The sequence below is a fragment of the Frigoribacterium sp. CFBP 13605 genome, from assembly GCF_014839405.1.
Lineage (GTDB): Bacteria > Actinomycetota > Actinomycetes > Actinomycetales > Microbacteriaceae > Frigoribacterium.
This window is the reverse complement of record NZ_JACYNS010000025.1, coordinates 1-16302: the sequence shown is the minus strand read 5'-3', so window position 1 is coordinate 16302 and position 16302 is coordinate 1. Positions and strand designations below refer to the sequence as shown.

Genomic DNA, 16302 nt, shown 5'->3' with positions numbered 1-16302 from the left:
CGTCCACGGGTCAGGTGTCCTTCCTGATCCACCGGAAGGTCAGCAGCGAGGCGACGGCGCCGGCGACGAGCCAGACCGCCAGCCAGAGGGCGACGCCGGGCAGGTCCCACGATCCGCCGGCCTCGGCGGCCGAGAACGTGTCGGGCAGGAATACGCTGCGCATGCCCTGCGCCAGCCACTTCAACGGGAACACCGAGGCCACCGACTGCAGCCAGTCGGGCAGCTGGGTGAACGGCAGGTAGACCCCCGAGATGAACTGCAGCACGAGCGTGATCGGGACGATCACGGCCGTGGCGCTCTTCCCGCTGCGGGGCACGCGCGAGAGGGCGATGCCGACCAGCGCCGACGTCGCGATGCCGAGCAGGTAGACCCAGGCGAGCGTCAGCCACGACCCGGCGTCGGTCGGCAAGGGCACGCCGAAGAGCACCCGGGCCACCAGCACGAGCAGCGCCACCTGCAGCAGGCTCGTGACGAGCACCTGGCCGAACTTGCCGACGAAGTACGACCCGACCGGCAGGGGCGTCCCCGAAAGTCGCTTGAGGGTGCCGTCGCCACGCTCGAGGGCGATGTCGACGGCGAGGTTCTGCACGCCCGAGAGCAGGATGCCGGCCGCGATCATGCCCGGCAGGTAGAACGCGGCGGCCCCCACCTCGGAACCGTCCGGCCGCGTGCCGAACGAGCCCGAGGCGCTGAACGCCGTGGAGAAGATCGCGAGCATCACGACCGGGAACAAGAACGTGAAGAAGACGGTGTCGCCGGCCCGGAAGTACCCCCGCACCTCGTACCGGGTGCGGCTCAGGCCGAGCGAGAGCGTCCTCACGAGGTCACCCCGGACGAGGAGGCGCGCGGCGCGTCCCCGGCGTCGGTCGCGACCCGTTCCCCGTCCGCGACGGTCTCGGCGGTCGCGACCAACCCGAGGTACACGTCCTCCAGCGACGGCCGGATCACCTCGAGCGAGCGCGGTTCGCCTCCGCGGGCGTGCAGGTCGGCGACCAGGGCGCCCGGTGCGGAGGTGCGGACGTCGTGCCGTCCGTGTTCGTCGAGCCAGGTCACGCGAGGGGTGCGCGCCTCCTCGTCCCCGAGCTCGTCGGGTCGCCCCTGGGCGACGAGCCGGCCCTGCGCGATCACCGCGACGCGGTCGCTCAGCTGCGCCGCCTCGTCGAGGTAGTGGGTGGTGAGGACGATGCTCGTCCCGTCGTCCGACAGCGACCGGATCAACTGCCAGAACTGTCGGCGGGCCTCGGGGTCGAAGCCCGTGGTCGGTTCGTCGAGGAACAACAGCTCGGGGCCGCCGACCACACCGAGCGCGACGTCGACGCGTCGTCGCTGCCCCCCGGACAGCGACCGGATGCGTGCCCCGGCCTTCGCCTCGAGGCCGACCGCGGCGATCACCTCGTCGACGTCGCGCGGGTTCGGGTAGAAGCCGGCGAAGTGGGCGATCTGCTCGCGCACCGTGGCCGTCCCCTGTTCGCCGGAGGTCTGCAGGACGATGCCGAGGCGCGCCTTCCAGTCGAGACCGGCGTGCTGCGGGTCGGCGCCGAGCACCGACACGTCGCCGCCCGACCGGTCGCGGTAGCCCTCGAGGATCTCGATGGTGGTCGACTTGCCGGCGCCGTTGGGGCCGAGCAGGCCGAGGGTCTCGCCCGCGGCCACCTCGAACGAGAGGCCGTGCAGAGCCGTGGCGGTGCCGTAGGTCTTGGTGAGGTCGTGCACTCGCACGACGGGTTCGGGGGTCATGGCTCCAGCGTGCGCCGTGGCGGCTCCGCGCACCAGGCCCGACCGGTCGAGGCCGGGTCCACCGATCGGTGGACCCGGCCTCGGGACGGGGGTCGCGGCCTCAGGCGAACAGGCGCTGGAGGCGGCGGACGCCCTCGAGCAACTCGTCGTCGCCGAGGGCGTAGGACAGCCGGAGGTACCCGCTGGGCCCGAAGGCCTCACCGGGCACGGTGGCGACGTCGGCCTGTTCGAGGATGAGGTCGGCGAGTTCGAGCGACGTGGTGGGCGTGACGCCTCCCCACTCGCGACCGAGCAGGCCCTGCACGTCGGGGTAGACGTAGAAGGCTCCCTCGGGGGTGGGGGTGACGACGCCGTCGATCCGGTTGAGCTCGCGGACGATGGTGCTGCGTCGGGCGTCGAAGGCGACCCGCATGGCCTCGACCTCGTCCTGCGGTCCGGTGAGGGCCGCCAGGGCCGCCCGCTGCGACACGTTCGAGACGTTCGACGTGAGGTGCGACTGGAGGTTCGCGGCACCCTTGACCACGTCGGTCGGGCCGATCATCCAGCCGACCCGCCACCCGGTCATCGCGTAGGTCTTGGCCACGCCGTTGACCAGGATCGCCTGGTCGGCCAGCTCGGGCACGGCCTCGGTGATCGAGACGGCCGTCACCCCGTCGTAGGTGAGGTTCTGGTAGATCTCGTCGGTGATCACCCAGACGCCGGCCTCGAGGGCCCAACGACCGATCGCCTCGACCTCGTCGGGTGAGTAGACCGCGCCCGTCGGGTTCGACGGCGAGCAGAACAGCAACACCTTCGTGCGCTCGGTGCGGGCGGCCTCGAGCTGGTCGACCGTGACCTTGTAGCCCTGGTCGGCACCGGCGAAGACCTCGACGGTGACTCCGCCGGCGAGGGCGATGGCCTCGGGGTAGGTCGTCCAGTAGGGCGACGGCAGGAGGGCTTCGTCGCCGTCGTCGAGCAGCGCCTGGAAGGCCTGGTAGACGGCCTGCTTGCCACCGTTCGTGACGATCACCTGCGACGTCGACACCGTGGTGCCGCTGTCGCGCAGGGTCTTCTCGACGATCGCCTCGCGCAGTTCGAGCAGGCCGGCCGCGGCCGAGTAGCGGTGGTTGCGCGGGTCGCGGGCGGCGACGACGGCCGCGTCGACGATGTGGTCGGGCGTGGGGAAGTTGGGCTCGCCCGGGCCGTAGCTGATGATCGGTCGGCCCTGTGCCAGCAGGGCCTTGGCCTTCGCGTCGACGGCCAGCGTGGCCGATTCGGCGATCGACGAGATACGGGACGAGAGACGGCGCGCGGTCGGGGTCACGCGGGTCAGCCTAGCGGGGGTGTGACCGGCCCGGACGGGTGCGCCCGTCGGCGGTCCGTCGGACCCCGCGGCGCCCGGCTTTGCACGCGCCCGCCGCTTCGCCTACACTTGACGAGGCGATCGAATGCGCCAAGCTTCAGCGCGCCTCTGCAGTCCGGTTCACCAACAGCCGACTGCGAGAGGCAGGGCCTCCGGGTCCGGCCGAGAGGTCATCTGAAGGGCGTCGATCCCATAGGGCGGTGGCTCAATTGGTAGAGCAGCGGTCTCCAAAACCGCAGGTTGCAGGTTCGAGTCCTGTCCGCCCTGCAGCCCGGCTGTGTTCTTCATGACACGGTGATCACACACAGATACGGACACAGGCCCACGGGCCGAGCTCGGAAGGTCGGAACAGTGGCGAGAAAAGACGTTGACGTCCCCAGTGAAGACGTCGTCGAGAAGGCGAAGAGCGACGGTGCGACGCGCCGCAGTCCCTTCGCCCGCATCGCGTTGTTCATCCGCCAGGTGATCGCCGAGCTCAAGAAGGTCGTCACGCCGACCCGCAAAGAGCTGCTCAGCTACACCGGCGTCGTCCTGGTCTTCGTGGTCATCATGATGGCCCTCGTCTCCCTGCTCGACCTGGTGTTCGGCACCGGCGTCGGCTACGTCTTCGGCAACGGCCCGACCGGCAGCTGACGCGTCACCCACCGGCCGACTCCCCGAGCACCACGTGAGCGGGTCCCGTGCCACCGAGCACGAGCACCCGACAACCCCGATCGAAAGAAGAACCCTTGCCTGACAACGAGCGCGACGACATCGACCTCGCCACCGCTGCCGAGCAGTCCTCCGAGGTCGAAGAGGCCCAAGAGGGCGGCACGCTGGCCGCCGACGAGGACGCCGTCGAGCCCGCCGAGTCCGAGGCCCTCTCGGTCGTCGACGAAGGCGACTCCGGTTCGACCGACACGAGCGACCTCGACGGCCTGCTCGACACGCTGGCCGAGGCACGCGACCCCGAGGCCGACGCGATCGTCGACGACGCCCTCGACATCGACGACGAGTTCGAGGCCGAGGCCGCCGTCGAGGCCACCGACGACGAGGCCGACTCCGAGGCCGAGCAGGCGGCCGACGAGGGCGACGCCCCCGCCGCGAACGCCGTCATCGCCGAGGCCGAGCAGTCCGTCCAGGACGCCGACGCCGAGATCGCGCACGACGACGTCGACGTCGACGTGTCCGCCACCGAGGTCGAGGACGACGAGCCCGCCGAGGTCGACCCCTACGAGGCCTTCCGTTACGAGCTGCGGGGCAAGCCCGGCAAGTGGTACGTCATCCACTCGTACGCCGGCTTCGAGCGCCGCGTGAAGCAGAACATCGAGAACCGCATGGTCTCGATGACCATGGAGGACTACATCTACCAGGTAGAGGTCCCCATGGAGGACGTGGTCGAGATCAAGAACGGGCAGCGCAAGCTCGTCACCCGCGTCCGCATCCCCGGCTACGTGCTCGTGCGTCTCGACCTCAACGAGGACAGCTGGTCCGTCGTCCGCCACACCCCCGGGGTCACGGGCTTCGTGGGCAACGCCCACAACCCGACGCCGCTGCGTTTCGAAGAGGCCTTCAACATGTTGAAGAGCCTCGTCCAGGTCGACACGACCCCGGCGCCCGCCAAGGGCGGCGCCAAGGGTGGCAAGCAGGCCCAGCGGGTCATCCCCGCCGAGGTCGACTTCGAGATCGGCGAGACGATCACGATCAAAGAGGGGTCGTTCGCCGGACTTCCCGGTACGATCAACGAGATCAAGCCCGAGAGCGGCAAGCTCACCGTGCTGGTCTCGCTGTTCGAGCGCGAGACGCCGGTCGAGCTCAGCTTCGACCAGGTCACGAAGCTCTAGCAGGCACCCACCCCCAGGTCTACAGATCACCGGAGTCCGCGCCGCGGGCCACCGGGAGAGCAGGTCGCGACCGCGATCGGTTCGAACCCCACAAGAAGGAAAAGAACAATGGCACCGAAAAAGAAGGTCACGGGTCTGATCAAGCTTCAGATCAACGCCGGCGCCGCGAACCCCGCCCCGCCCATCGGCCCGGCCCTGGGTCAGCACGGCGTGAACATCATGGAGTTCTGCAAGGCGTACAACGCGGCGACCGAGTCGCAGCGCGGCAACGTCGTCCCCGTCGAGATCACGGTCTACGAAGACCGCTCGTTCACGTTCATCCTCAAGACCCCGCCCGCCGCCGAGCTCATCAAGAAGGCCGCCGGCGTCGCCAAGGGTTCGGGAACCCCGCACACCACCAAGGTCGGCAAGCTGACCATGGACCAGGTGCGCGAGATCGCGACGACCAAGCAGGCCGACCTGAACGCCAACGACATCGACGCCGCGGCGAAGATCATCGCCGGCACCGCCCGTTCCATGGGCATCACGGTCGACGCCTAAGCAGCACCCCTCCGTGCAGGCGACCCGCCTGCACGACCCTGACATCAGTGGGAGAGCCGGCCAGGCTCGCAACCACGTCCCCAGTACGAAGAGGTCCAACATGGCTCAGAAGTCCAAGGCGTACCGCGCCGCTGCCGAGAAGATCGAGGCAGGCAAGTTCTACAGCACCAGCGAGGCCGTGGCCGTCGCTCGCGAGACCGGCTCGAAGAAGTTCGACTCGACCGTCGAGGTCGCGCTCAAGCTCGGCGTCGACCCCCGCAAGGCCGACCAGATGGTGCGCGGCACCGTCATCCTGCCGCACGGCACGGGCAAGACCGCCCGCGTCATCGTGTTCGCGACGGGTGCCGCCGCCGAGGCGGCCATCGCCGCGGGTGCCGACGAGGTCGGTGGCGACGAGCTCATCGAGAAGGTCGCGGGCGGCTACACGTCGTTCGACTCGGCCGTCTCGACCCCCGAGCTCATGGGCAAGGTCGGTCGTCTCGGAAAGGTGCTCGGCCCCCGCGGCCTCATGCCCAACCCGAAGACCGGCACCGTGACCCCCAACGTCGCGCAGGCCGTCAACGACATCAAGGGCGGAAAGATCGAGTTCCGTGTCGACAAGCACAGCAACGTGCACTTCGTCATCGGTAAGGCCGGCTTCTCGGAAGAGCAGCTGAACACCAACCTCGACGCCGCCCTCGAAGAGGTCGTCCGCCTCAAGCCGTCCTCGTCCAAGGGCCGCTACATCACCAAGGGCACGCTGTCGACGACCTTCGGTCCCGGCATCCCCCTCGACATCAACGTCTTCTAGGTCCTCAGACCTCCCAGGCACTGCGTCGCCCGAAGGCCGTCCCACTCTCGAGTGGGGCGGCCTTCGTCGTCGGCTCCCGTCCGTGGTCGGGCGGGGAGGCGCGGGTGGGGCACCATGGGCAGATGACCGTCACCGTGCGCCCTGCCCTCCCGACCGACGCCCCCCTGCTCGCCGAGGTCGCCGCGGTGACCTTCCCGCTCGCCTGCCCGCCCGGGTCGGACCTCGCGGACATCGCCCGGGTCGTCACCACGGTGCTGTCCGAGGAGGCCTTCTCGCGCTACCTCGCCGACGACACCCGGACCGTCCTGCTGGCCGTCGACCCCACGGCCCGGGGGGCCCTCGGCTACAGCATGATGATCGCGGGAGATCCCGAGGACGCGGACGTCGCCGCAGCCGTCTCGTCCCGGCCGACCGTCGAGCTGAGCAAGTTCTACGTCATGCCGCAGGGGCACGGCACGGGGGCGGCCTCGACCCTGATGGCCGCGACCCTCGAGGCAGCCCGCGCGACCGGCGCCTCCTCGGTGTGGCTCGGGGTCAACCAGCAGAACGAACGGGCGCTTCGCTTCTACGCCAAGCACGGACTCGTGAAGGTCGGGACGAAGACCTTCGCCCTCGGCGACGACCTGCAGCAGGACTTCGTCCTCGAGCGTCGGATCTAGGCGGGGTCGCGTCGGGCCACGGCGGCCGGTCCGGGGGCCGGGTCCGGAGGCCGGGTCAGGCGGCCTCGGTGTCGTCGGTGACGCGCAGCACGAGCTTGCCGCGGGTGTGCGACCGCTCGAGGCGAGCATGGGCGTCACGGGCGTCGACCAGGTCGTAGACCTCGTCGACGTAGACCCGGACGTCTCCCGAGTCGAGCAGTCGCGAGATGACCGCCAGCGTGGCGCCGTCGGGGGAGACGGCGAACCCGGTCGACCGGACGCCTGCCTGCGCGGCTTTCTCGGCGAAGGCGGCCCCCGAGGCGAGCGGTGCGTGGACGGCGAGCCCACCGGGTCGGAGCAACCTCAGCGACCGGTCGGCCTCGACGTCGTCGTCGACCAGGTTGAGCACGACGTCGACCTGACGGACGCTGCGGTCGACGTCGGCCGCGCCGTAGTCGACGACCTCGGCGGCCCCGAGCTCCCGCAGCCAGGCCGAGTTGGCCTGCGAGCCGGTCGCGACGACGTGTGCGCCGAAGTACGAGGCGAACTGCACCGCGAAGTGCCCCACCCCGCCCGCGCCGGCGTTGATGAGGAGGCGCTGGCCCTCGTGGGCCTTGGCGACGTCGACGACCATCCCCCAGGCCGTGAGCGCCGCGAGGGGCACCGCGGCGGCTTCGAGGTGCGACAGGGTGGTGGGCTTCCGGGCCACCGACAGCGACGGGACGCTGATGTACTCGGCGTAGCTGCCACCGGAGCGCGGGCACGGGGCCATGCCGTAGACGGCGTCGCCCGGACTCAGTGGATGCGCCGCGTAGGGCGTCTCGACGACGACGCCGCTGAAGTCGTGGCCCAGCACGGCCGGGAACGCCGGGATGGCGTCGCTGTCGCCGCGACCGGCCCGGGTCTCCAGGTCGAAGCGGTTGACGCCGGCGGCGACGACGCGCACGAGCACCTCGGCGTTGACCCGTCGCGGGTAGGGCACGTCGGCGGCGACGAGCTGTTCGGGCCCGCCGGTCCGCTCGATCACCATCGCCCGCATCGTCGTCTGCATCGTCGTGTCCATCGGCGGCCCCTGTCGGCTCGTGTGCGCCGTGGCTCCGGCGCGGTGGTCAGGTCAGTCAACGGGACGGATGAGTCACCCGTGTTTCGCGGGTGTCACCGAGAGGGAAACGATGATGGGTACGGTGTGGACATGAGAGCATCGGTCGCCGTCCTGCGCGTCGCGGCTGCGGTCGCGGTCCTCGTCGCCGTCGTGGCCCAGTGGGAGAACAGCCTGCGCGACCCGGGGTACCGGTTCGTGGACTTCTTCGGGTACTTCACCATCCAGAGCAACCTCATCGTGCTTCTGGCCCTGGCGACCGGGGCGTTCACGGTGCTGCGCCGGACGACGCCGCCCCGGTGGACGGTCGCGGTGCGGGCGGCGGCGACCACGTACATCGCGTTGACCGGGCTGGTCTTCAACCTGCTGCTGGCGGGCTTGCCCTCGAACGACCCGTACACCGTGGGGTGGGCGAGCGACGTGTTCCACCGGGTGATCCCGCTCTACGTCGTGCTCGACTGGGTGCTCTTCGCCGACCGCGACCGCCAGCCCTGGCGGCGGTTGTGGCAGTTCCTGGCCTTCCCGTTGATCTGGGTGGTCGTCGTCCTGGCTCGGGGCGCCGACTTCGTGCCGTACCCCTTCCTCGACGTGGCGACCCTCGGCGGGGGCGTCGTGGCGCTCTGGTGCGTGGGCATCGCCGTCGCGGTCGCCCTGATCGGGGCGCTCGTCGTGGCGGCGTCGCGCCTGCGCCTCGTCGACCCGGATCGGCGCGTGACTCAGCGCAACGGATCGTAGGGCGGGGGTTCGTAGGCCTCGTAGGCGTCGGGCGGTGGCGGCGCCGACGCCCGACCGCCCGGCGCGAACGGGTCGACCGGCGCCTGTCGTGCGAGGGTGTCGAGCACCTGGTCGGCGAGGGCCACGAGACGGTGGATCTCGTCCTCGTCCCGCTCGACCCAGCGGCACTGCGGGTCACCGTGCAGGGGCACGAAGTCGGTGTGCTGCTCCCACACCACGAGGGTGCGCTCGGCGCCGAGCACGTACTGCTGCCAGGCCACCTGACGCAGGTACGAGCGGGGGATCGACGACCAGGCCTTCTTCGTCGTCTTGATCTCGCACAGCTCGACGGTGCCGTCGGTGCGGACGGTCACGCCGTCCGGGGTGGCCAGGTGTCGGCGCTGACCCGCAGCGTGGAAGAGCTTCTGGCTGGACTCGATGCCGTGCCTCTGCAGCACCCACCGGGCGATCTCGGGCTCACGCGCCCGCCCGTGGTCGGTGTAGGCGTTGCCGCCGAAACCGTTGCCGTACAACTTGTCGAGCACGACGGCCTGCACGGCGCGCGGGCTCGAGAGTCGGGCGACGTCGGTGGCCGTGATGCCCTGGCTGCGAGCCCGCAGCCATGCGATGCGGTCCGACGAGTCGGCCAGCACGCGCGTCAGGTGCGCAGGAGGCGCGGCGGGGGTCGTCGGCTCGTCGTCGTCCCACAGGGCGAGCATGGGTTGGACGACGGTCATGGTGACCATTCTCCCTCGCCGGGGGCGCGAGGACGACACCCGCGCCTCCTCGTGTCGCGGCGGAGCGGCGAGCACCGGGAGCCCGCGGTCAGACGGCGGCGGCGAGCTCGTCGATCGCCGCGGGGGAGAGGGCGTGGTGGATCGCGAGCATGCTCGCGCCCATGAGTCCCGCCCGATCGCCCGCCCGGGACGGCACGATGCTCAGGTGCTCGGTCGCGAGCGGCATCGACCGCTGGTAGACGACCTCGCGCACGCCGGCCAGCAAGTGTTCGCCGGCCTGCGCCATGGAGCCGCCGATCGCGATGACCGAGGGGTTGATCATGTTGACGCAGGCGGTCAGCACCTCGCCGAGGTCGCGACCCGCCTGGCGGACGGCCTGCACCGCGTCGACGTTGCCGGCCCGGACGAGCTCGACCACCTGGCGGCCACCCTCGCAGTCGTGGCCGAGGGCCCGCAGCGAGCGGGCGAGGGCCGGGCCGGAGGCGACGGCCTCGAGGCACCCGACGTTGCCGCAATGGCAGACGACGCCGGCGCCGCGGGGGATCTGCACGTGGCCGATGTCGCCCGCGATGCCCTGGGCGCCGCGCTGCAGGCGACCGCCCGAGATGATGCCCGAGCCGATGCCGGTGGCGACCTTGACGAACAGGAAGTGGTCGGTGCCCGGCCAGGCGTGGCTGCGCTCGCCGAGGGCCATGATGTTGACGTCGTTGTCGACGAGGACGGGCACGTCGAGGTGGCGCCTCACCCAGCCCGGCACGTCGACGCCGTCCCAGCCGGGCATGATCGGCGGGTTCACCGGTCGACCCGTGCTGAACTGCACGGGGCCCGGCAGGCCGATCCCGACCCCGATGAGGTCGTCCCGGGTGCGACCGAGCCGGTCGAGCAGGGCGTCCGCCCCGGTCACCATGCCGGCGAGGGTCGTCTCGGGACCGTCGGCGATGTCGATCAGGCGACGGTCGCTGATCAGCTCGACGCCCATCAGGTCGGTCAGGGCGAGGTTGACGTGGCCCGCTCCGAAGTCCGCGGCCAGGACGACGCGCGCCGAGGGGATGAGCGCCACGCGAGAGGGAGGGCGGCCACCCGTCGAGACGGCGTCTGCGGAGGGGCCGACCAGACCGAGTTCGGCCAGGACGTCGAGGCGCAGGCCGATCGTCGACCGGGCGAGGCCCGTCATCGCCGCGAGTTCGGCCCGGGTGCGCGGCACGCCGTCGCGGAGCAGCTGGAAGATCTCGCTGGCTCCGGTGCTGCCGAGGGCAGACGACCTCGTCGTGTCGGACATGGCAGCAGTAAACCACAGCCCTCGGCGACGCCCGAGAGAACCCCGCCGAGAAAAGGTCGACTTTTGCTTGCGGGTCGACAGAAGCGGTCCTATGGTGAGTCTCGGTCGACGCCGACCGCCACTCTTCCGGGGGTGACCGGTCGACGGCTCGACCGCTGAGAGTCCCCGACGGTGCCCGTCGCCGTCGCACATCCACTCGGAAGAGGAGACACCCCTGGTGACCACCGCAAGCCCGATCTCGGTCCAGCTCTACACGGTCAGAGACGCCATCGCCGCCGACCTGCCCGGCACCCTGAAGCGAATCGCCGACCTCGGCTACACCCAGGTCGAGCCGTACGCCTTCGTCGACCGCGTCGACGAGTACGCCGAGGCCCTGCCCGCCGCCGGACTCACCGCGCCCAGCGCGCACGTCGGCCTGATCGGCAAGGACGTCGAGCCGATCTTCGCCGCCGCCACCCGTCTCGGCGTCGGCACGATCATCGACCCGCACATCGACGAGACCCGCTGGGTCACCCGTGAGGACGTCGAGGCGATCGCGAAGGAGCTGGGCGAGATCGCCGACGCGGCCGCCGCCCACGACCTCACCATCGGCTACCACAACCACGCCTTCGAGCTGGAGAACCTGATCGACGGCACCCCCGCCCTCGAGGTGTTCGCCGCGGCCCTGCCCGCGAACGTCGTGCTCGAGATCGACACCTACTGGGTCGAGGTCGGCGGCGTCGACGCCGCCGAGCTGCTCGCCCGCCTCGGCGACAAGGTGCAGTTCCTCCACGTGAAGGACGGCCCGAAGAACAAGAACGACGTCGAGCAGGTCGCCGTCGGGCGCGGGTCGATGCCCGTCCGCGACATCCTGCAGGCGGCCCGTCAGGCCACCCCCGTCGTCGAACTCGACGACCACGCCGGTGACGTGTTCACCGCGCTCGCCGACAGCCTCGAGTTCCTGCAGGGGGTCCGCGCATGACCGACGTGACGACGGCCTCGCGGCCCGCCGTCGCCTCCGACGGCAAGACCGGCCCGGTGGGCGTCGGGGTCATCGGCGCCGGCGTGATCAGCGACCAGTACCTCGGCAACCTCACGCAGTTCCCCGACCTCGAGGTGCTCTTCATCGCCGACATCGACCAGGCCCGCGCGGCGGCCCAGGCCGAGAAGTGGGGCGTCCCCGCCAGCGGCACGGTCGACGAGTTGCTCGCCCTCGACGACGTCGAGATCGTGGTCAACCTGACGATCCCGGCGGCCCACGTCGACGTGGCGCTGCAGGCCGTCGCCGCGGGCAAGCACGTCTGGGGAGAGAAGCCCTACGCCCTCGACCGCGAGAGCGGTGCCCGGCTGCTGGCCGCCGCGAAGGAGGCGGGCGTCCGCGTGGCCGTCGCCCCGGACACGTTCCTCGGCGCCGGTCTGCAGACCGGACTGCGGGTCGTGAAGCGCGGCGACATCGGCACGCCCCTGACCGGCCTCGCGCTCTTCCAGGTGCCCGGCCCCGAGTCGTGGCACCCCAGCCCCGAGTTCCTCTTCGCCTACGGCGCGGGACCGATGTTCGACGTCGGCCCGTACTACCTGACCACGCTCGTGCAGGTCTTCGGACCCGTCGCGAAGGTCACGGCCACGGCGTCGAAGGCCCGGGACAGCCGGGTCATCGGCTCGGGGCCGAAGGCCGGAACGGTCTTCCCCGTCGAGGTGCCGACGCACGTGAGCGCCCTGCTGCAGTTCGAGAGCGGCGCCAGCGCGCAGGCCGTCTTCAGCTTCGACTCGAAGCTGGCCCGCGCCGGCTTCGTCGAGATCGCCGGGACCGAGGGCACGGCCGTGTTCCCCGACCCGAACGAGTTCGAGGGCGACACGACGGTCCACACGGGCACCGACGAGCCGGCGGTCGTCGCGGCCACGGGTTCGACCTTCACCCGCGGCACCGGCGTCGCCGAGCTCGCCCAGGCCATCCGCGAGGGTCGCCGTGAGCGCGTGCCCGGCGAACTCGCCTTCCACGTCCTCGACGTCATGGTCTCGCTGGCCGAGTCCGCCGAACGCGACGAGAGCGTCCGTGTCGACTCGACCCTCGAGCCGACGCCCGAGCTGCCCGAGAGCTGGGACCCCTCCGTCCCGACCCTCGGCTGATCCGGTGAGGTGCCGGCGCCTCCTCGACGCCGGCACCGCGCCTCCCGACCCGTCCACCCCCTGAGCGCACCACCCGCACTACCCGTACCACCGGAGTCACCACAGCACCACGAACCCCCGCACCACCCCTTCCCTCACTCGATGAAGAGAAATCTCGAAGAAGAGACACCAGGAGAAGTCATGCAAACGAAGTTCCGTTGGCTCGCCGCCCTCGCGGTCGGAGCCCTCTCGGTCGGATCGATGACCGCCTGCAGCGCCTCGGGCGGCAGCGGCGACGCCGACACGATCACCTACTGGGCCAGCAACCAGGCTCCGACGGTCGAGAAGGACGCCGAGATCCTGCAGGAGAGCATCGACCGCTACACGGAGGAGACCGGCGTCAAGGTCGACCTCGAGGTCATCCCGTGGTCCGACCTCTACAACCGCATCCTCACCGCCGTCTCGAGCGGCGAGGGGCCCGACGTCCTCAACATCGGCAACACCTGGGCGGTGTCGCTGCAGTCCAGCGGTGCCTTCGTGCCCTGGGAGGGCGACGCCCTCGACCAGGTCGGTGGCCAGGACCGCTTCGTGCAGTCCAGCTTCGCCACCGGCGGTGCCGAGGGTCAGGCACCCACGTCGATCCCGCTCTACGGGCTGTCGTACTCGCTGTACTACAACACGAAGATGTTCGAGGCCGCGGGCATCACCACCCCGCCCGCCACCTGGGACGAGTTCGTCGAGGACGCCAAGAAGCTGACGGTCGACACCGACGGCGACGGCACGATCGACCAGTGGGGCGTCACCATGGCCGGGTCGAGCATCTCGAACAACGCCCACCAGGCGTTCGTCCGGGGCCTGCAGAACGGAGGCGCGCTGTACGACGAGGACGGCGAGCCCGACTTCGGCAACGACGGCGTCGTCAAGGGCGTCAAGGAGTGGGTCGACCTGATGGCGGTCGACAAGGTGGTCTCACCGTCCGACGCCGAGAGCGTGAACGGTTCGGACATGGCGGCGACGTTCGCGGACGACAAGGCCGCGATGTTCTTCGACCAGGCCCCCGACGCGAACCTCTCGGCCCGCGACTTCACCGACTACGCCGCGGCACCCGTGCCGATGGAGTCCGCCGACGCGACCGGTCTGCTGGGCACCCAGAGCCACGTGGCCGGCATCAACGTGAGCGTCTTCGAGAACAGCGGCAACAAGGACGCGGCGATCGACTTCGTCAAGCACCTGACGAGCGACTCCGAGCAGGTGTACCTGAACAAGGCGTTCAGCTCGCTGCCCGTGGTCACGAGCGCGTACGACGACCCGGCGTTCCAGTCGGACACGATCAAGCTGAAGCAGACGATCCTCGAGGACCACGCCCAGCCCATGCCCCTCTACCCCTCCGAGGGGCAGATGGAGACCTTGGTCGGCACCGCGATCAAGAACCTCCTCGCCACCGCAGCCCAGGGCGGTTCCGTCAGCGAGTCCGACGTCAAGTCGGCCCTCGAGGACGCGAACAGCCAGATGAGCTCGGGTCAGTAGCCCGTCCCACCGCCCGTGACGGGGGCGGCCGGTCCGATCGACCGGCCGCCCCCGCCACCCAGGCCCCGAGAGGACCCTCATGACCGTCAACGTCCTGCCCCCCGCCACCGCCGAGAAAGACCTCCCGCCCGACCCGCACCAGCAGGCCCCGATCGAGCCGGCCAAGCGCAAGAAGCACCGATCGCCGCTCGCCTACTTCCTGGTGGCGCCCGCCGCCCTGGCCGAACTGCTCGTCCACATCGTCCCGATGGTGCTCGGCATCTGGATCGCGTTCATCACGCTGAACCAGCTCAGCATCGCCAACTGGGTCAACGCGCCCTTCGTCGGCCTGCAGAACTTCGTCACCGCGCTCGACCCGTCCTCGCCCATCGCCGGCCAGCTGTACGGGGCCCTGGGGCGCACGCTGATGTTCACCGTCATCGTGGTGGCCATCGCCTGGAGCATGGGCATGCTCGGCGCGGTGCTCCTGACCAGCTCGTTCAAGGGCCGCGGCATCCTCCGCACGCTCTTCCTCGTGCCCTACGCCCTGCCGTCGTACGTCGGCACCATCGCCTGGGCCTTCATGTTCAACCAGCGCGACGGGGCCATCAACCGCTTCCTGGTGGACGACCTCGGCATCCTGCAGGACCGCCCCTTCTGGCTGCTCGGCGGCAACTCGTTCTGGGCCATCGTCATCGTGACGGCGTGGCAGTTCTGGCCCTTCGCCTTCCTGATGCTGCTCGCCGCGCTGCAGAACATCCCGGGCGACGTCTACGAGGCCGCGAGCCTCGACGGCGCCAGCCTCTGGAAGCAGTTCACCCAGATCACCCTGCCCATGGTCAAGCCGGCCAACGCCGTGCTGCTGTTGATCATGAGCCTGTGGATCTTCAACCAGTTCAACGTGCCCTACGTGCTCTTCGGCCCGGCGTCGCCCGAGCAGGCGACGCTCATCTCGCCGTTGATCTACCAGCAGTCGTTCAACAACTGGAACTTCGGCCTCGGCGGTGCCATGAGCGTGATGCTCCTGGTCGTGCTGCTGATCGCGTCGGCGTTCTACATCCGCATGGTTCTGCCGAAGGGACAACACGATGATTGAGACCCGTGGGTTCAAGGTCTTCCGCTTCTTCGGGCTGGCCTTCCTGTCGCTCGTGGTGGTCGTCCCGCTCTACGTGGTGCTGACCACGTCGATCAAGCCGCTCGCCGACGTCCAGGGCTTGTTCACCTGGATCCCCAGCCGGGTGACGCTCGAGCCGTACGTGCAGATCTGGCAGACGGTTCCGCTGGCGTCGTACTTCAAGAACAGCCTGATCGTCACGATCTCGGCGACGGTGCTGTCGGTGGCCATGGCCGTGCTCGCCGCGTACTCACTGGCCCGCCTGCGGTTCAAGGGCCAGCGCAGCTTCAGCCTGGTCGTGCTGTCGACGCAGATGTTCCCGGGCATCCTGTTCCTGTTGCCGCTGTTCCTGATCTTCGTGCAGATCCAGCGCACGGTCGGCGTGCAGCTGACCGGCAGCTACCTCGGCCTGATCATCACCTACATGACGTTCTCGCTGCCGTTCTCGATCTGGATGCTGACGGGCTACTTCGCGTCGATCCCGAAAGAGCTGGAGGAGGCGTCGATGATCGACGGCACGGGTCGCCTCGGTGCCCTGTTCCGCGTGATCATCCCGGTCGCCAAGCCGGGCATCATCGCGGTCGCGGTCTACGCCTTCATCACGGCCTGGGGCGAGGTGCTCTTCGCCTCGGTGCTGACGAGCAAGGACACGCGCACGCTCTCCATCGGCCTCCGCGCCTACGCCTCGCAGCAGGACGTCTACTGGAACCAGCTCATGGCCGCCTCGGTCGTCGTCTCGCTGCCCGTGCTCATAGGCTTCATGCTCGTGCAGAAACACTTGATCACCGGACTGTCGTCGGGGGCCGTGAAGTGACCGAGCCGGCCGTGGCCACGGCGGTGGGGCCGGTGGGCGCCACCGCCGGCCCGGCCGGCCGGGCAGCGCCGAGCCGAGGAGGCG

17 protein-coding genes and 1 tRNA gene are annotated in these 16302 nt (G+C 70.1%); 12 read left to right on the top strand and 6 right to left on the bottom strand.

Annotated elements, in window-relative coordinates; genetic code table 11:
- Nucleotides 1-10: 10 nt before the first annotated feature.
- The 3 genes from IFT36_RS07635 to IFT36_RS07625 all read right to left on the bottom strand — a co-directional run bounded on the left by IFT36_RS07635 (nt 11) and on the right by IFT36_RS07625 (nt 3040).
- Entirely contained in the window at nt 11-820 is an 810-nt protein-coding gene (locus IFT36_RS07635; protein ID WP_056046543.1) for an ABC transporter permease, read from the bottom strand.
- Nucleotides 817-1737, bottom strand: a complete 921-nt coding sequence (locus tag IFT36_RS07630; protein WP_200412799.1) for an ABC transporter ATP-binding protein — start codon at nt 1735-1737, stop codon at nt 817-819. Before IFT36_RS07630 ends, IFT36_RS07635 begins: the two co-directional genes overlap by 4 nt.
- Before the next feature lie 100 nt (nt 1738-1837).
- The gene (locus IFT36_RS07625) at nt 1838-3040 is read right to left on the bottom strand and encodes a pyridoxal phosphate-dependent aminotransferase (RefSeq protein ID WP_056046539.1); all 1203 of its coding nucleotides are present in this window, start codon (nt 3038-3040) and stop codon (nt 1838-1840) included.
- Between the two features lie 233 nt (nt 3041-3273).
- On the opposite strand from IFT36_RS07625, the gene IFT36_RS07620 reads away from it, so the two are divergent.
- The 6 genes from IFT36_RS07620 to IFT36_RS07595 all read left to right on the top strand — a co-directional run bounded on the left by IFT36_RS07620 (nt 3274) and on the right by IFT36_RS07595 (nt 6891).
- Nucleotides 3274-3346: transfer RNA gene (locus IFT36_RS07620), tRNA-Trp, on the top strand.
- 84 nt (nt 3347-3430) lie between these two features.
- Entirely contained in the window at nt 3431-3712 is a 282-nt protein-coding gene (secE, locus tag IFT36_RS07615) for a preprotein translocase subunit SecE (protein WP_043592949.1), read from the top strand.
- Between the two features lie 95 nt (nt 3713-3807).
- A complete protein-coding gene (gene nusG, locus IFT36_RS07610; RefSeq protein WP_173151329.1) occupies nt 3808-4902 on the top strand; it encodes a transcription termination/antitermination protein NusG in 1095 nt (364 codons plus the stop codon).
- Between the two features lie 108 nt (nt 4903-5010).
- On the top strand, nt 5011-5442 hold the full coding sequence (gene rplK / locus IFT36_RS07605; protein WP_043592945.1) for a 50S ribosomal protein L11: 432 nt from the start codon (nt 5011-5013) through the stop codon (nt 5440-5442).
- 100 nt (nt 5443-5542) lie between these two features.
- Nucleotides 5543-6232 (top strand): 50S ribosomal protein L1, encoded by a 690-nt coding sequence (gene rplA / locus IFT36_RS07600; protein ID WP_043592944.1) that lies wholly within the window; start codon nt 5543-5545, stop codon nt 6230-6232.
- A gap of 122 nt (nt 6233-6354) precedes the next feature.
- Nucleotides 6355-6891, top strand: coding sequence for a GNAT family N-acetyltransferase (locus IFT36_RS07595; RefSeq protein WP_056046534.1), 537 nt, complete (start codon nt 6355-6357; stop codon nt 6889-6891).
- 55 nt (nt 6892-6946) lie between these two features.
- Here the strand turns inward: IFT36_RS07595 and IFT36_RS07590 are convergent, their stop codons facing one another.
- Entirely contained in the window at nt 6947-7933 is a 987-nt protein-coding gene (locus tag IFT36_RS07590) for an NADP-dependent oxidoreductase (RefSeq protein WP_369794389.1), read from the bottom strand.
- Between the two features lie 129 nt (nt 7934-8062).
- On the opposite strand from IFT36_RS07590, the gene IFT36_RS07585 reads away from it, so the two are divergent.
- Complete coding sequence (locus IFT36_RS07585) at nt 8063-8704, top strand: Pr6Pr family membrane protein (RefSeq protein ID WP_200412798.1); 642 nt, start codon at nt 8063-8065, stop codon at nt 8702-8704.
- On the opposite strand, the gene IFT36_RS07580 is transcribed toward IFT36_RS07585, so the two are convergent.
- Both IFT36_RS07580 and IFT36_RS07575 read right to left on the bottom strand, forming a co-directional pair.
- Nucleotides 8686-9420, bottom strand: coding sequence for a YqaJ viral recombinase family protein (locus tag IFT36_RS07580; RefSeq protein WP_249407988.1), 735 nt, complete (start codon nt 9418-9420; stop codon nt 8686-8688). The genes IFT36_RS07585 and IFT36_RS07580 overlap by 19 nt on opposite strands.
- 88 nt (nt 9421-9508) lie before the next feature.
- Nucleotides 9509-10699, bottom strand: a complete 1191-nt coding sequence (locus IFT36_RS07575) for an ROK family transcriptional regulator (protein ID WP_056046530.1) — start codon at nt 10697-10699, stop codon at nt 9509-9511.
- A gap of 217 nt (nt 10700-10916) precedes the next feature.
- Between IFT36_RS07575 and IFT36_RS07570 the strand changes: the two genes are divergently transcribed.
- The 5 genes from IFT36_RS07570 to IFT36_RS07550 all read left to right on the top strand — a co-directional run bounded on the left by IFT36_RS07570 (nt 10917) and on the right by IFT36_RS07550 (nt 16218).
- Nucleotides 10917-11660, top strand: a complete 744-nt coding sequence (locus IFT36_RS07570) for a sugar phosphate isomerase/epimerase family protein (protein ID WP_200412797.1) — start codon at nt 10917-10919, stop codon at nt 11658-11660.
- Nucleotides 11657-12805: a Gfo/Idh/MocA family protein gene (locus IFT36_RS07565; protein ID WP_056046529.1), complete on the top strand. Its 1149-nt coding sequence runs from the start codon at nt 11657-11659 to the stop codon at nt 12803-12805. The genes IFT36_RS07570 and IFT36_RS07565 overlap by 4 nt, the downstream gene beginning before the upstream one ends.
- A 180-nt stretch (nt 12806-12985) precedes the next feature.
- On the top strand, nt 12986-14311 hold the full coding sequence (locus IFT36_RS07560; RefSeq protein ID WP_123570513.1) for an ABC transporter substrate-binding protein: 1326 nt from the start codon (nt 12986-12988) through the stop codon (nt 14309-14311).
- Between the two features lie 79 nt (nt 14312-14390).
- Nucleotides 14391-15386: a carbohydrate ABC transporter permease gene (locus IFT36_RS07555; RefSeq protein ID WP_082460311.1), complete on the top strand. Its 996-nt coding sequence runs from the start codon at nt 14391-14393 to the stop codon at nt 15384-15386.
- On the top strand, nt 15379-16218 hold the full coding sequence (locus IFT36_RS07550; protein ID WP_043592933.1) for a carbohydrate ABC transporter permease: 840 nt from the start codon (nt 15379-15381) through the stop codon (nt 16216-16218). The genes IFT36_RS07555 and IFT36_RS07550 overlap by 8 nt, the downstream gene beginning before the upstream one ends.
- The last annotated feature ends 84 nt before the right edge of the window (nt 16219-16302 follow it).

Bases quoted from the DNA above. Each gene is read 5' to 3' on its own strand.
- IFT36_RS07630 (WP_200412799.1), bottom strand. From the start codon at position 1,737: ATGACCCCCGAACCCGTCGTGCGAGTGCACGACCTCACCAAGACCTAC.
- rplK (WP_043592945.1), top strand. From the start codon at position 5,011: ATGGCACCGAAAAAGAAGGTCACGGGTCTGATCAAGCTTCAGATCAAC.
- rplA (WP_043592944.1), top strand. From the start codon at position 5,543: ATGGCTCAGAAGTCCAAGGCGTACCGCGCCGCTGCCGAGAAGATCGAG.
- IFT36_RS07595 (WP_056046534.1), top strand. From the start codon at position 6,355: ATGACCGTCACCGTGCGCCCTGCCCTCCCGACCGACGCCCCCCTGCTC.
- IFT36_RS07590 (WP_369794389.1), bottom strand. From the start codon at position 7,933: ATGGACACGACGATGCAGACGACGATGCGGGCGATGGTGATCGAGCGG.
- IFT36_RS07585 (WP_200412798.1), top strand. From the start codon at position 8,063: ATGAGAGCATCGGTCGCCGTCCTGCGCGTCGCGGCTGCGGTCGCGGTC.
- IFT36_RS07580 (WP_249407988.1), bottom strand. From the start codon at position 9,420: ATGACCGTCGTCCAACCCATGCTCGCCCTGTGGGACGACGACGAGCCG.
- IFT36_RS07575 (WP_056046530.1), bottom strand. From the start codon at position 10,699: ATGTCCGACACGACGAGGTCGTCTGCCCTCGGCAGCACCGGAGCCAGC.
- IFT36_RS07565 (WP_056046529.1), top strand. From the start codon at position 11,657: ATGACCGACGTGACGACGGCCTCGCGGCCCGCCGTCGCCTCCGACGGC.
- IFT36_RS07560 (WP_123570513.1), top strand. From the start codon at position 12,986: ATGCAAACGAAGTTCCGTTGGCTCGCCGCCCTCGCGGTCGGAGCCCTC.
- IFT36_RS07555 (WP_082460311.1), top strand. From the start codon at position 14,391: ATGACCGTCAACGTCCTGCCCCCCGCCACCGCCGAGAAAGACCTCCCG.
- IFT36_RS07550 (WP_043592933.1), top strand. From the start codon at position 15,379: ATGATTGAGACCCGTGGGTTCAAGGTCTTCCGCTTCTTCGGGCTGGCC.